The sequence below is a fragment of the Burkholderia sp. LS-044 genome (assembly GCF_004803625.1).
GTDB lineage: Bacteria > Pseudomonadota > Gammaproteobacteria > Burkholderiales > Burkholderiaceae > Burkholderia > Burkholderia cepacia.
Genome location: NZ_SSWO01000011.1, coordinates 143,038 through 157,333, shown reverse-complemented (window position 1 = coordinate 157,333; position 14,296 = coordinate 143,038). Strand labels below are relative to the sequence as shown.

The following is a 14,296-nucleotide window of genomic DNA, read 5'->3' as shown; positions in this document are numbered from 1 at the left end:
ACAGATGGAGGAGACACCCATGCAGGTTTGGCACCAGATCTATACGCCGCTCGGCAGCCTCGGGCTGTCGGCGTTCGTCGCCGCAATCCCGATCATTTTCTTTTTCGTCGCGCTGGCCGCGCTGCGGCTCAAGGGGCACGTCGCCGCGGCGATCACGCTGCTGCTGTCGCTCGGTGTCGCGATCCTCGCATACGGGATGCCCGTGCCGCAGGCGCTCGCGGCAGCCGGTTTCGGCTTCGCATACGGCCTGTGGCCAATCGCGTGGATCATCGTCGCGGCCGTGTTCCTGTACAAGATCGTCGTGAAGACCGGCCAGTTCGACATCATCCGCGCGTCCGTGCTGTCGATCACCGACGACCAGCGCCTGCAGATGCTGCTGATCGGCTTCTCGTTCGGCGCGTTCCTCGAAGGCGCGGCCGGCTTCGGCGCGCCCGTCGCGATCACGGCCGCGCTGCTCGTCGGGCTCGGCTTCAAGCCGCTGCACGCGGCTGGACTGTGTCTGATTGCAAACACCGCGCCGGTCGCGTTCGGTGCGATGGGGATCCCGATCATCGTCGCCGGACAGGTGACGGGCATCGACCCATTCCATATCGGCGCGATGGCCGGCCGCCAGTTGCCGCTGCTGTCGCTCGCGGTGCCGTTCTGGCTCGTGTTCATGATGGACGGGCTGCGCGGCGTGCGGCAGACCTGGCCGGCCGCGCTCGTCGCGGGCGGCAGCTTCGCGGTGACGCAATACTTCACGTCGAACCACATCGGGCCCGAGCTGCCGGACATCACGTCGTCGCTCGTCAGCCTCGTCGCGCTCGCCGCGTTCCTGAAGGTCTGGCAGCCGCGCACCGCGAAGCAGACGGCCGGCAGCGTCGTCGCGTCGGGCGGCGGCGCCGCGCTCGCGGGCTTCGGCGGCGCGGGCTCGCGCAACGGCTTCGGCGCGGGCACCAGCCGGCAGGCATCGCCATACACGCTCGCGCAGACCGTGCGCGCATGGTCGCCGTTCCTGATCCTGACGGCCGTCGTCACCGTGTGGAGCATCGCGCCGTTCAAGGCGCTGTTCGCCGCCCACGGCGCGCTCGCGTCGACCGTGCTGAAATTCCACGTGGCAGGGCTCGACCAGCTCGTCGTGAAGACCGCACCGATCGCCGCGACGCCGAAGGCGCTCGACGCCGTGCTGAAGATCGATCTCGTGTCGGCAGTGGGCAGCGCGATCCTCGTGACCGCGCTGATCTCGATGGTGCTGCTGCGGATGAAGCCGCGCGACGCGCTCGTCACGTTCGGCGAGACGCTGAAGGAACTGACCCGCCCGATCCTGTCGATCGGCCTCGTGCTCGCATTCGCGTTCGTCGCGAACTATTCGGGGATGTCGTCGACGCTCGCGCTGATGCTCGCCGCGACCGGCGCCGCGTTCCCGTTCTTCTCGCCGTTCCTCGGCTGGCTCGGGGTGTTCCTGACGGGCTCGGACACGTCGTCGAATGCGCTGTTCTGCTCGCTGCAGCAGGCCACCGCGCACCAGCTCGGCGTACCCGAGACGCTCGCGGTGGCCGCGAACACGACGGGCGGCGTGACCGCGAAGATGATCTCGCCGCAGTCGATCGCGGTGGCCTGCGCGGCAACGGGCCTCGTCGGCAAGGAGTCGGAGCTGTTCCGCTTCACGGTAAGGCACAGCCTGCTGTTCGCGGTGATCGTCGGGGTGATCACGCTCGTGCAGGCGTACGTGTTGCCGGGGATGGTGCCGTAAGCAAGCGATCGGCCGTTTTCCGGTTCCCCGAAAAACAAAAACCCCACGCCGCAAAGCGTGGGGTTTCGTTCATCCAGGGCGCCGGACGGAGCCGGCGCATCGGGCGGCGATCAGCTGCCCTTCGCGATGCGATCCTGGATGTGCTGCGCCCGGCTCGACGACGACGGGTGCGAGCTCATCATCGAGCTCTTGCCGCCATCGAGCTGCGCGAGCTTCTGGAATGCGGTGACGAGACCCTTCTGGTTCATGTTCTTCTGCTTCATCAGGTCGAACGAGTAGTCGTCGGCCGCGCTTTCCTGCGTCTGCGAGAACTGCGCGTTGATGAACTTCTCGGTGATGTCGCCGAGCTGCGAGCTCGTCAGCGCCGCCACGCCCGGCGATGCCGCGCCGGCCGCGGTGCGCGCCGCGCTGACCGCGTAAGCCGTCTGCATCGCCTTCTTCGAGTGCCCCAGCGCGACGTGGCCCATTTCATGGCCGATCACGCCGCGCAGCTCGTCGTCGTTCATCATGTCCATCAGGCCGCTGTACACGCGCACGCAGCCGTTGCCCATCGCCCACGCGTTGACGTCCTTGGTCATGTAGACCTTGTAGTTGATCTTCTGGCCGTTCAGCGTCATGTCGCCGAAGCCCTTCATCACTTTCGTCAGACGCTTCGAGTACGCGCTGTTCGCCGGCGCGACCTTCGATTCCGCATCGCTCGACTTGCACGAATCGTTCGACAGCGCGGCGATGTCGGCATCCGACAACGTCGCTGCCTTGTACAGGCTCGTCCCCGCCGACGTCAGGCTGTTCGCGTCAAGGCTCTGTACCCCGCCGCACGCGCTCAACAGAAACGCCACGCCACACGCTGCCACCGCTTTCTTGAGTTGCATCCCGGATCCCTCGATAGTTTTATTTGGGAGCGGCGATTTTGCATAATCCGGCAGAAAATTACCAGATGTTTACATCGGATGACACGTTCATTACTCAGCGAACTGGAATGAAGCGGTGCGCCGGCGCGGGATTGACGACAAAAAACGGGGCAATCGCCGCGACCGGGCGACGATCGGCATGGAAATCGGGTGTGCTCAGGCCGTCTGATCGTGGCGTCGCGCCAACCGTCGCGCGACCAGCATCGGCAGCCGCACCACGAAGCCGGTGAAAAGACGCAGGTGCATCCACGCGAGCAGCGCGTTGTCGCGGCCGTAGTGGAAGTGCGAGACGCCGCCCTCGTGACGGCCGAAATAGCGCACCGGCGCGTCGATGCGGATCGGACGCACGCCGGCCCAGCACAGCCGCACGGCCGCCTCGGGATCGAAGTCGAAGCCGCGCATCCACGGCTGGCGGCGCATGATCGCGGCCAGCGGCGCGACCGGGTACACGCGAAACCCGTACAACGAATCGCCGATTCCCGCCCACAGCGTCTCGAGGTCGGCCCACGCGTTCGACAGCCGGCGGCCCTGCACGCGCAACTGCGGCGCGCTCGCATCGAACTTCGGCACGCCCAGCACCATCGCGTCGGGGGCGGCCTGCGACGCGGCCATGAAAGCGGGAATCAGGTCGGCCGGATGCTGGCCGTCGGAATCCATCGTCAACACATGCGTGAAGCCGCTCGCGGCTGCCGCGTCGAGCCCGGCGAGCACCGCCGCGCCCTTGCCGCGGTTCTCGGGCAGCACGATCACGCGCAACCCCGGGTCGCGTTCGGCCATGGCCTGCAGCCGTTCGGCGCTGCCGTCGGTGCTGCCGTCGACGACGACCCACACCGGATTCCACTGCGCTCGCGCATTGCGCACGGTCGTGTCGACCTTGGTGCCCGGGTTGTAGCTCGGAATCAGGACGAGATGGGTGGACGAGGCGTGCTGCTTGGACATGGAAACGGCCGATTGCGAAGACGGGGGTCCTGACAAAAGTGTATGACTTGCCGGCGAACGCCGGCAGGCTTTGTCGACGCCGCCCGAATGCGGAGCCGGTTGCCGGATCGTGAGGCTCTCGCGCTTCATGACAGCCACGCCTCCTCATGACCCGCGCTGGCCTCGATCTCGACCAGCAGGTCGTCGCGGCACACGTCCGCATGGACGACGAGCGGCCGCACGCCGGGGCCAGCCGCATCGCGCAGCACCTGCCCGATCGCGGCCAGCGCCGCGGCATCGCCGGCGTCGCGCACGTAGACGCGATAGCTCAGGTCGGCGAGCGTGAACGGGCCGTGCCCCTGGCGCGCGGCCTGCTCGAGCACGGCCGCGAGGTTCGCGACCGTCTCGCGCGTTTGCGCGACGACGTCGCCGAGATGCACGGTGCGATGCCCGACGATGCTCGCGGTGCCCGACACGAACAGCACCGGCGCGCCATCGCCCGCCGGCCATGCGGCTGCACGCGCGAACGTCGGTGCCCGCGGGCCGTACTGCGCCGGATAGTGATACGCGCTGACCTGGCGCGGGTTCTCGACCGGATCGGCCGGCGTGCGGCTCGCGAGGAAATGGATCGCGAGCGGCGCGGCGGGCGATGCATCGCCCGCGACCGGCACGACCGAACCGAGCGCGCATGCGGCCGGCACGCCGCCCGTCAGCGCGCGGCGGCACGCGTCGAACGCATGCTGGCGGCCGATATTGAACTGACGATAGCGCTCGATCCCGAACTGCACCGCATTGATCGCCGGCACCGTATTCCAGATGCGCAGCGGATGCGGCATGCCGAGCGAATCGAGCACGTCGAACAGCGCGCGGTACGCATCGTGCGTCGCGCGTTCGAGCGGCGTGCCGCCGTCGCGATGCGCGTCGGGCGTGTCGTGCTCGTGCACGACGATGCTGCCGAACACGAGACCCGCCGTTTCGCTGTAGCGATAGTGCAGCGCGCCGTGTCGTTCGCTGCGCAGGTCGCGCGCATGGCATTGCCAGATTTCGCAGACGGCGTCGTCCGGCGCGATGCCGGCGCCGAGCAGCGCCATCGGCACCGGCGCGACCGGCAGGTCGGGCACGACTTCGGCCAGCATCCGCGCCGCCGCGTCCGCGTGCGAGCCGGTTCGGGATGCACGCTGCAGCTCGCCCGCGCCGATGCACACCGCGCCCAGTGCGCCGGGCAACACGCGGTCGAATCCGTCGCCACGGCCGCGTGCATCGTGCAGCAACGCGGCGAGCCGGGCATGGCTCATCCGGACGAGCCGCAGCGCGCGGCCCTCGTCGTGCGCGAGCGGCACGCCCGGTCGCGATGCGGCCGGCCCGGCCGCCGCCTGCCCGCGCGCGAACGGCGCAGCAGAGGACGACAGGGAACACGGGCGCCGTTCGGCGTCGACTGGATGCACGGACACTTCGATTTCCTCACTATGCGGCGCTGGCCGCGCAACCTCGCGGCATGCGCTGCGTTGCGTCATGCCGCGTTGCATTACGTCACGCCGACGCCGCGCGCCTCGTCATGCGAGCCCGCCGTTGACGGACAGCACCTGCCCCGTCACATAGGCCGCGGCGTCGGACACCAGGTACGCGACCATCGCCGCGACTTCGTCGGGCCGGCCCGCGCGCTGCGCGGGCACGAGCTGCTTGATGCGTTCGACGGGAAACGCCTGTTCGGCCATCGGCGATTCGATGATGCCGGGCGCGACCGCGTTCACGGTGATGCCGCGCGACGCGAGCTCCAGCGACAGCGACTTCGTCGCGCCGATCAGCCCCGCCTTCGCGGCCGCGTAGTTGACCTGCCCGCGATTGCCGGTCACGCCGGCCACCGACGCGATGTTGACGATCCGTCCGCGCCGCGTGCGGATCATCGGCAGCAACAGCGGCTGCGTGACGTTGAAGAAGCCGTTGAGCGTCACGTCGATCACGCTGTGCCACTGCCGGCGCGACATGCCGGCCATCGGCGCATCGTCGTGAATGCCCGCGTTGTTGACGAGGATCTGCACCGGCGCATCGTCGGCCAGCGGCGCCAGCGCGGCGAGCGTCGCATCGGCGTCGGTCACGTCGAACGCGATCGCGCGCGCGGTGCCGCCGGCCGCGACGATCTGCTGCGCGACCGCTTCCGCCTGCGCGAGATGGCGGTTCGCATGCACCCACACTTCATGGCCGGCCTGCGCGAGCGCCGTGCAGATCGCCTGCCCGAGTGCGCCGCTGCCGCCCGTCACGAGCGCCCGCATCGAATTGCTCCGTTCATCGCGTTTCACCTCGATCGACGCGGCCGCGTATCGTCTGCCGATCGCGGCCGCGTGCCGTCCTCATCTGCGCGCCGCGCCCGTGCGCGACGCCGTTACTTCGTGCGGTGCGCGGCGACGTACGCAGCCAGTGCACCGAGCGTCGCGAAGATCTTCTGGTTGTCCGGATTGTCCGAACGCAGCTCGAAGCCGAATTTCTTCGAGATCAGCAGCGCGATTTCCAGGATGTCGATGGAGTCGAGCCCGAAACCCTCGCCGTACAGCGGGGTGTCGGCCGTCACTGTTTCGAGCGGGACGTCTTCGAGATTCAGTTCGCCGATGATCAGCGTGGCGAGCTCTTGTTCCAGTGCGTTCATCATGCGTGCGGGCAGGCGGCCCGTGGCAGCGGAAGGCGCCCGGAAACGGCAATCGCCATGCACGCCCGGCGCGTGCGAATCTCCGTCCCTCCGGCGTCTGCCGGCTTCCCCGCCTGCGTTTTTTGGGGATCGTTTGTAAAAGTTACGCGGATTCTAGACGAACGGGTATCGGGCCGTATACCGCCAATGGTTACAGACTGGCGGGCCGGCGCGGCGCCCCGTTGCGGGACCCGAATGCACCAGATGCTTGAGCCGCTTTGGATGGAAATGGACCGACCCCGCGAAACCGTTCGTCCGGCGCCATACAATCGGTTACAAAACCCGTTCGCGTCCGCTCCGAACACGCGGTGCCGCGGCCCTAAAATGAGCGTGCCCGACCACCGGCCCGGACCTGTCCCGGCCGCCTTTCATCTGATGTTTGACGGCCCGACCCTCGCGTCCGGCCACGATCCGCCCGATGTCGCCAGTCATGCCGCGCCCGTCCTTCCGCTCCGTTCCGGTTCGCCCGTCCGCCCGCCGCCGCCCGGCCGCCGGTGACGGGTACCCGCGCCGTGCGCGCGGAGGCCGCCGATGAGCCGGCTGCTGCCTGTCGCACGCGGCATCGCCGCGGTCGGCGCCGTCGCGGCATACCAGGCCGGCGCGCACTACGCGGCCGCGACGCCCGGCGCGCACGGCCTCGGCCTCGCGATGGCGCTCGTGCCGCCGCTGCTGCTCGCGCTCGGCGCGGCGCTGCGCTCGCCGCACCGCATCGGGTTCGTGTCCGCATGGCTGCTTGCCGCCGCCGCGCTGTGGGCCGCGCGCGTGCCGCTCGCGCGGCACTTCGAATGGGGCCTGTACCTGGAACACGCGAGTTTCAACCTCGCGATGGCGCTGCTGTTCGGCCGTACGCTCGCGGCCGGCAAGGTGCCGCTGTGCACGCATTTCGCGACGATGATCCACGGCGCGATCACGCCGGCCGTCGCGCACTACACGCGGCAGATCACGCTCGCGTGGACGCTGTTCTTCGTCGCGATCGCCGCCGTGTCGACGCTGCTGTTCGCGACCGCGCCGATCGTCACGTGGTCGACGTTCGCGAACTACCTGTCGCTGCCGCTCGTCGCCGTGATGTTCGCGGCCGAGCATGCGTGCCGACGCTTCGCCCTGCCGCACGAACCGCGGCCGCGCATGGTCGACGCGGTGCGCGCGTATCGCGCGACGACACACGCGTCGCAGGCATCACGATGAATTCACGGCCGGCGCGGCGCCGCAACGCGGCCGCGCCGGCCTTCGCTCCTGTTTCGACCGATTTATGCCGACTCACCCGCTGGTTTTCCATTCGTCGCCCGACCAGACGATCGCCTGGCGCGACGGCGCGCCCGTCACCGTGCGCACGTTCGTCGCCGACGTCGCGCGCGTGGCCGCCGCGCTGCCCGCCGGCGCGCACGTGTTCAACGTGTGCCGCGACCGCTACCGCTTCGCGGTCAGCCTGTGCGCCGCGCTCGTTGCCGGCAAGGTCAGCCTGCTGCCGTCGACGCATACGCCGGAAATGGTCCGCCAGCTCGCGTCGTTCGCGCCCGACGCGTTCTGCCTGCACGACGCGCCCGACTGCACGATCGACCTGCCGCGCTTCGCGTACCCCGATGCCGCCCCCGGCGCACTCGCGGACGATGCGCCGTTCGCCGTGCCGCAGATCGATGCGGCGCGGATCATGGCCTACGTGTTCACGTCCGGCTCGACCGGCGCGCCGGTGCCGCACCGCAAGACCTGGGGCTTCCTGGTCGGCTGCGTGCGCGCGGCGGCCGACCGCCTCGGGCTACTCGACGGCCGCGCGGCCACGCTGATCGGCACGGTGCCCGCGCAGCACATGTACGGCTTCGAGTCGACGGTGCTGCTCGCGCTGATCGGCGGCCTCGCGTTCAGCAACCGCCAGCCGTTCTACCCGGTCGACATTCGCGACGAACTCGACGCGATCCCGCAACCGCGCGTGCTCGTCACGTCGCCGATCCACCTGCGTGCGCTGCTGGCGGCCGGCCATGCGCTGCCGCGCGCGGCGCTCGTGCTGTCGGCCACCGCGCCGCTGTCGGAAAAGCTCGCGTGCGAAGCCGAGGCCGCGCTCGACGCGCCGCTCGTCGAGATCTACGGCAGCACCGAGACCGGCCAGATCGCCACCCGCCGCACGTCGCAGGGCGCGGCATGGGAACTGTTCCCGGACATCCGCCTCGACGCGCGCGCCGAACCGGACGACGACGACAGCGGCCCGACCGTGTGGGTGTCGGGCGGACATGTGGAGGCACCCGTGCCGATGGGCGATGCACTCGAACTGCTCGGCGACGGCCGGTTCCTGCTGCACGGCCGCAAGGCCGACCTCGTCAACATCGCCGGCAAGCGCACGTCGCTCGCGTACCTGAACCATCAGCTCAACGCGATTCCGCAGGTGGTCGACGGCGTATTCTTCATGCCCGACGAAGCCGCGGCGGCACACGACGACACCCGCCTCGAGCCGGTCACGCGCCTCGTCGCGCTCGTCGTCGCGCCGACGCTCACGGCAGCCGGTCTGCAGCGCGCGCTGCGCGAGCGGATCGATCCCGCGTTCATGCCGCGCCCGCTCGTGTTCGTCGACGCGCTGCCGCGCAACGAAACCGGCAAGCTGCCGCGCGACGTGCTCGCCGCACTCGTTGCGCAACATGCGCGCCCCGCGGCCGTGCCTGTGCCCGTGCCCGTGCCCGTGCCCGTGCCCGATCCGGCCGGCACGCCCGCACTCGGGTTCACGATCCCCGCCGATCACCCGGCACTGCCCGGCCACTTCCCCGGCCATCCGGTCGTGCCGGGCGTCGTGCTGCTCGATCACGCGATCCATGCGCTCGGCACCGCGCTGAACCGCCCGCTGCATGCGTGGCGGCTCGGGTCCGCGAAATTCCTGAGCCCGGTCGCGCCCGGCGAGCCGCTCGATCTCGCGTACGACGCCGCGGCCGGCGGTGCGATCCGCTTCACGCTGCGCGCCGGGGCGCGCGACGTCGCGAGCGGCGTGCTGTCCGCGCCGCCGGCCGCGCAGGACGGCGCGCAGCCATGAAGCGCACCGCGTGGGCCGAACGCCAGGAGCGCAGCAATGCGGGCTTGCTGCGCGCGATGACGTGGATCTCGCTGCGCTTCGGCCGGCAGCGCGCGCGCGTCGTGCTGCACCTGATCGCGACGTATTTCGTGCTGTTTTCGCCGGTCGCGTGCGCGGCGTCGCGCGACTACCTGCGCCGCGTGCTCGGCCGCCCCGCGCGCTGGCGCGACGTGTACCGGCACGTGTTCACGTTCGCGGCGACGATCCACGACCGCATCTACCTGATGAACGGGCGCTTCGACCTGTTCGACATCCGGCTGCACGGCGAGACGCTGGTAGACGAAGCGCTCGCGGGCGGACGCGGCGCGTTCCTGATGGGCGCGCATCTCGGCAGCTTCGAGGTCGTGCGCGCGATCGGCCGCACGCACCCGGACCTGCGCGTCGTCGTGACGATGTACGAGAAGAACGCGCGCAAGATCAACGCGACGCTCGCCGCGGTGAACCCCGCCGCGCAGCCGGAAGTGATTCCGCTCGGGCAAGTCGACTCGATGCTGAAGGTGCGCGAGCGCCTCGACGCGAACTGCATGGTCGGCATGCTCGCCGACCGCACGCTGCTCGACGACGCGGCCGCGTCGCTGCGGCGGCTGCCGCTGCTCGGCGCGCCGGCCGCGTTCCCGCTCGGGCCGCTCTACATGGCCGCGATGCTGCGGCGCCCGGTGATCTTCATGACGGGCCTCTATCGCGACGGCAACCGCTACGACGTGCACTTCGAGACGCTCGCCGATTTCTCCGACGTGCGGCGCGACGCGCGCGCGGCGGCCGTCGACGCGGCACTCGCGCGCTACGTCGCGCTGCTCGACAGGTACTGTCGCTCGGCACCGTACAACTGGTTCAACTATTTCGACTTCTGGCACGGCGGCGATGCCGCGACCGCGGTCGCGCGCGGCGACGCCGCGTGCGCCGGTGCCGGCCTGTCCGCCACGAGGGATTCCGACGCATGACCGCCGTTCGCCGCCTGCCCACGCTCACGCCCGCCCTGCGTCGCGCCGTCCGCACGCTGGCCGCCGCCATCGCCGTCGCCGCAAGCACCGCCGCGATCGCGCTGGCCGCCGCGCCCGCGCGGGCGGCCGACGCGGCGCCGGCGTGGACCCTCGACCGGCTGATGTCGACGCTCGCGCAGCACAAGTCGGGGCGTGCGACGTTCACCGAGACGAAGTACCTGTCGATCGCGACGCAGCCGGTCGAATCGTCCGGCGAACTCGTGTTCGTCGCGCCGGACCATCTCGAGAAGCACACGCTGAGCCCGAAGCCCGAACACCTCGTCGTCGACGGCGACATGCTCACCGTCGAGCGCAACAGCCGCAAGTACACGCTCGCGCTCGCGCGCTATCCGGAACTCGGCGCGTTCATCGACAGCATCCGCGCGACGCTCGCCGGCAACCGCTTCGCGCTCGAACAGGTCTACAAGGTCGCACTCGCCGGGCGCGGCGACGACTGGACGCTGACGCTCACGCCGCTCGACTCGCGGATGCTGAAGGTCGTCAGCACGATCACGCTCGACGGCACGCGCGACCTGTTGCGCAGCGTCGCGATCCGGCAGGCCGACGGCGACCGTTCGGTGATGCGCCTGCAACCCGTTCCGGCGAACCCGAACTGATGGACGAACGCACCCGGCCCCCGTCTTCGCCGGTCGCCCGCCGCCTGCACGCGCTGCGGCAGCGCGCGGTGCTCGTGTGGCTGCTCGCGCTCGTCGCGTGCGGCATCGCAATCGGGCGCGCGCACTTCACGGCCGACCTGTCCGCGTTCCTGCCGAGTTCGCCGAGCGCCGGGCAGCGCGTGCTCGTCGACCAGTTGCGCGACGGCATCGTGTCACGGCTGATCCTCGTCGCGATCGACGGCGGCGATGCAGCCACGCGCGCCGCGCTGTCGCGGCGCGTGGCCGGCACGCTGCGCGCCGATCCGCAGTTCGCCGCGGTTCACAACGGCGAAGCGGCGAACGACGCGCGCGACCGGCAGTTCATCTTCGATCACCGCTATCTGCTGAGCCCGGCCGTCACGCCGCAGCGCTTCAGCGCCGACGGCCTGCACCAGGCGCTCGGCGACAGCCTCGACCTGCTGAGCTCGTCGGCCGGCCTCGTGGCCAAGGCGCTGCTGCCGCGCGACCCGACCGGCGAAGTCGCCGCGCTCGTCGACCAGCTCGACGGCGCGGCGCAACCGGCGAGCCGCGACGGCGTGTGGGCGTCGCGCGACGGCACCCGCGCGGTACTCGTCGTGCAGACGGCCGCCGCCGGTTCCGATACCGATGCCCAGGCCCGTGCGATCGACGCGGTGCGCCGCGCGTTCGCCGCCTCGAAGCAGGCCTCGAAGCAGGCCATGCCGAACGCCGCCGCCGCCACGCTCGCGATGACAGGCCCCGGCGTGTTCTCGGTCGACACGCGCGACACGATCCGGCACGACGTCGAACGGCTGTCGACGGCGAGCGTCGTGCTGATCGTCGCGTTGCTGCTGACGCTGTACCGTTCGCCGCGCACGCTCGCGCTCGGCTTGCTGCCGGTGCTGACGGGCGTCGCGGCGGGAATCGCGGCGGTCAGCGTCGCGTTCGGCACGGTCCACGGGCTGACGCTCGGTTTCGGTACGACGCTGATCGGCGAAGCCGTCGACTATTCGATCTACCTGTTCGTGCAATCGGCGCAGGCCGGCACGCGCGGCGCGGCGCGACCGGCCGACGCGACGCGCGCCTGGGTCGCCGCGTACTGGCCGACGATCCGGCTCGGCGTGCTGACGTCCGTGTGCGGTTTCGCGTCGATGCTGTTCTCCGGGTTCCCCGGCCTCGTGCAGCTCGGGCTGTATTCGATCGTCGGGCTGACGGCCGCCGCGCTCGTCACGCGCTTCGTGCTGCCGCACCTGCGCGGCGAGCATGTCGCGATCCGCGACGTGTCGCGCATCGGCGCCGTGCTCGCGCGCGCGGCCGACGCCGCGCCGCGGCTGCGCTGGCCGCTCGCCGTGCTGGTGATCGCCGCGGGCGCGACGCTCGTGCTGCATCGCGACGGCCTGTGGAGCCGCGAACTCGCCGCGCTGAGCCCCGTGCCCGCGCAAGCGCAGGCGCTCGACGCACGGCTGCGCGCCGATGTCGGCGCGCCCGACGTGCGCTACCTCGTCGTAATTGCCGCGCCGACCGAACAGGCCGCGCTCGAACGCGCGGAACGGGTCGCCGCGCAGTTGCAGCCGCTCGTCGACCGGGGCGCGCTCGCGGGTTTCGAAACCCCCACGCGCTTCCTGCCGAGCGACGCCGCGCAGCGCGCGCGCCTCGCGAGCCTGCCGGATGCCGATGCGCTCGCCGCGCGGATGCGCGACGCCGTCGCGAACCAGCCGATCGCGGTCAGGCCCGACCTGTTCGCGCCGTTCATCGCCGACGTCGAAGCCGCGCGCCACGCGCGGCTGCTGAAGCGCGCGGACCTGCGCGGCACGTCGATGGCGCTCGCCGTCGATGCGCTGCTGACCGAACGCGACGGCCGCTGGAGCGCGATGCTGCCGCTGCGCGCGCCGGACGCCGCCCGCACCGCGCAACCGGCATCGAGTCTCGATGCGACACCGATCCGCGCGGCCGTCGCGCGCGCGGGCGTGCCCGATGCGCTGTTCGTCGACATGAAGGCCGAAGCCGATCGCCTGTACGTGAGCTACGTGCACGAGGACATCCGGCTGTCGCTCGCGGGTTTCGCCGCGATCGCCGTGCTGCTGCTGATCGCCCTGCGCTCGCCGCGCCGTGTCGTGCGCGCACTCGCCCCGCTCGTCGCGGCCGTGCTGGTCGTGACGGCCGGCTTCGCGCTCGCCGGCGTGCCGCTGACGATCCTGCACCTCGTCGGGATGCTGCTGATCGTCGCGGTCGGCTCGAACTACGCGCTGTTCTTCTGCAAGCGCGACGACGCGCAGCCCGTCACGCCCCACACGCTCGTATCGCTGCTGATCGCGAACCTCGCGACGGTCGCCGGCTTCGGGCTGCTGGCGCTGTCGCGCGTGCCGCTGCTCGAAACCTTCGGGCTGACCGTCGGCCCGGGCGCGATGCTCGCGCTCGCGTTCGCGGCGATTCTCGCGCCGCGCGCGGCCGCAGCCGGCAACCGTCATCAAGGAAGCCGCGCATGAATGCACCGTCGTCCATTCCGCACCGACAGCCCGGCGATGCGCGCCGCTGGCAGCCCGCGCCGCTGATCGCGGGCACCGCCGCGCTGCACGCGGGCGCGGCAGCCGCCGTCGTCGCGCAGCCGGCCGTGTGGCCGTGGGCGGTCGGCGGCGTGGTCGCGTCGCATCTCGCGCTGACCGCCGCCGGCCTGTGGCCGCGCAGCGCACTGCTCGGGCCGAACTGGACGCGCCTGCCGCCCGGCGCCGGCCGCCGCATCGCATTGACGATCGACGACGGCCCGGACCCCGACGTCACGCCGCGCGTGCTCGACCTGCTCGACCGTTACGACGCGCGCGCGACGTTCTTCTGCATCGGCGATCTCGCGCGCCGTCATCCGCGCTGGATCGAGGCGATCGTCGCGCGTGGTCACGCGATCGAGAACCACAGCCAGCGGCACCGGCATACGTTCTCGCTGTCGGGGCCCGCCGCGCTGCGGCGCGAGATCTCGGCCGCGCAACGGACGCTGACCGAGATCGCCGGTACGCGCCCGCTGTTCTTCCGCGCGCCGGCCGGCCTGCGCAATCCGTTCCTCGAACCGGTGCTGTGCGAGCTCGGCCTGCAGCTGGCGAGCTGGACGCGGCGCGGTTTCGACACGCGCACGCACGATGCCGCGACCGTCACGCGCCGCCTGCTGCACGGTCTCGCGCCGCGCGACATCCTGCTCGTGCACGACGGCCACGCGGCGCGCGACGCGCGCGGTGAACCGGTCGTGCTCGACGTGCTGCAAACGGTGCTGCGCGCGGCCGCCGACGCGCAGCTGCACTGGGTCACGCTGCGCGCGGCGCTCGCGCCCGAACCGCCGGCCGGGCCACGCGAGCCGGCCGGTTCGGCCCCCCCGTTTGATAAAATCTGACCTCGAGCGGCGCGCCTGCCAGCCCTGCTGCGGCGC

General features: G+C 71.0%; 12 protein-coding genes. 7 read left to right on the top strand and 5 right to left on the bottom strand.

Translation table 11 applies throughout. The annotated features are described in order from the left end of the window. Positions 1 to 19: 19 nt before the first annotated feature. Positions 20 to 1,732 carry a lactate permease LctP family transporter gene (locus E9536_RS26635; protein ID WP_136471209.1) on the top strand — a complete coding sequence of 571 codons (1,713 nt, stop codon included), beginning with the start codon at positions 20 to 22 and terminating at the stop codon, positions 1,730 to 1,732. A 110-nt stretch (positions 1,733 to 1,842) separates the two neighbouring features. On the opposite strand, the gene E9536_RS26630 is transcribed toward E9536_RS26635, so the two are convergent. The 5 genes from E9536_RS26630 to E9536_RS26610 all read right to left on the bottom strand — a co-directional run bounded on the left by E9536_RS26630 (position 1,843) and on the right by E9536_RS26610 (position 6,202). Next, positions 1,843 to 2,604, bottom strand: coding sequence for a M48 family metalloprotease (locus E9536_RS26630; protein ID WP_021160648.1), 762 nt, complete (start codon positions 2,602 to 2,604; stop codon positions 1,843 to 1,845). Between the two features lie 195 nt (positions 2,605 to 2,799). Next, complete coding sequence (locus E9536_RS26625) at positions 2,800 to 3,582, bottom strand: glycosyltransferase family 2 protein (RefSeq protein WP_119339031.1); 783 nt, start codon at positions 3,580 to 3,582, stop codon at positions 2,800 to 2,802. 125 nt (positions 3,583 to 3,707) lie between these two features. Continuing rightward, entirely contained in the window at positions 3,708 to 5,012 is a 1,305-nt protein-coding gene (locus E9536_RS26620) for an endoribonuclease L-PSP (protein WP_247873509.1), read from the bottom strand. 102 nt (positions 5,013 to 5,114) lie between these two features. Further along, positions 5,115 to 5,831 carry a 3-oxoacyl-ACP reductase FabG gene (gene fabG / locus E9536_RS26615; RefSeq protein ID WP_059699991.1) on the bottom strand — a complete coding sequence of 239 codons (717 nt, stop codon included), beginning with the start codon at positions 5,829 to 5,831 and terminating at the stop codon, positions 5,115 to 5,117. Positions 5,832 to 5,941: 110 nt separating this feature from the next. Further along, a complete protein-coding gene (locus tag E9536_RS26610; RefSeq protein ID WP_027789129.1) occupies positions 5,942 to 6,202 on the bottom strand; it encodes a phosphopantetheine-binding protein in 261 nt (86 codons plus the stop codon). A gap of 570 nt (positions 6,203 to 6,772) precedes the next feature. Between E9536_RS26610 and E9536_RS26605 the strand changes: the two genes are divergently transcribed. The 6 genes from E9536_RS26605 (at position 6,773) to E9536_RS26580 (ending at position 14,260) form a co-directional block, all read left to right on the top strand. Beyond that, on the top strand, positions 6,773 to 7,426 hold the full coding sequence (locus tag E9536_RS26605; protein WP_027789128.1) for a membrane protein: 654 nt from the start codon (positions 6,773 to 6,775) through the stop codon (positions 7,424 to 7,426). A 64-nt stretch (positions 7,427 to 7,490) separates the two neighbouring features. Further along, complete coding sequence (locus tag E9536_RS26600; RefSeq protein WP_136471206.1) at positions 7,491 to 9,251, top strand: acyl-CoA synthetase family protein; 1,761 nt, start codon at positions 7,491 to 7,493, stop codon at positions 9,249 to 9,251. Then, positions 9,248 to 10,231 (top strand): acyl-CoA synthetase, encoded by a 984-nt coding sequence (locus tag E9536_RS26595; RefSeq protein ID WP_060194472.1) that lies wholly within the window; start codon positions 9,248 to 9,250, stop codon positions 10,229 to 10,231. Before E9536_RS26600 ends, E9536_RS26595 begins: the two co-directional genes overlap by 4 nt. Next, entirely contained in the window at positions 10,228 to 10,887 is a 660-nt protein-coding gene (locus E9536_RS26590) for an outer membrane lipoprotein carrier protein LolA (protein WP_027789125.1), read from the top strand. The genes E9536_RS26595 and E9536_RS26590 overlap by 4 nt, the downstream gene beginning before the upstream one ends. Further along, entirely contained in the window at positions 10,887 to 13,370 is a 2,484-nt protein-coding gene (locus E9536_RS26585; protein WP_136471204.1) for an MMPL family transporter, read from the top strand. The genes E9536_RS26590 and E9536_RS26585 overlap by 1 nt, the downstream gene beginning before the upstream one ends. Next, positions 13,367 to 14,260 (top strand): polysaccharide deacetylase family protein, encoded by an 894-nt coding sequence (locus E9536_RS26580; RefSeq protein ID WP_136471202.1) that lies wholly within the window; start codon positions 13,367 to 13,369, stop codon positions 14,258 to 14,260. Before E9536_RS26585 ends, E9536_RS26580 begins: the two co-directional genes overlap by 4 nt. The last annotated feature ends 36 nt before the right edge of the window (positions 14,261 to 14,296 follow it).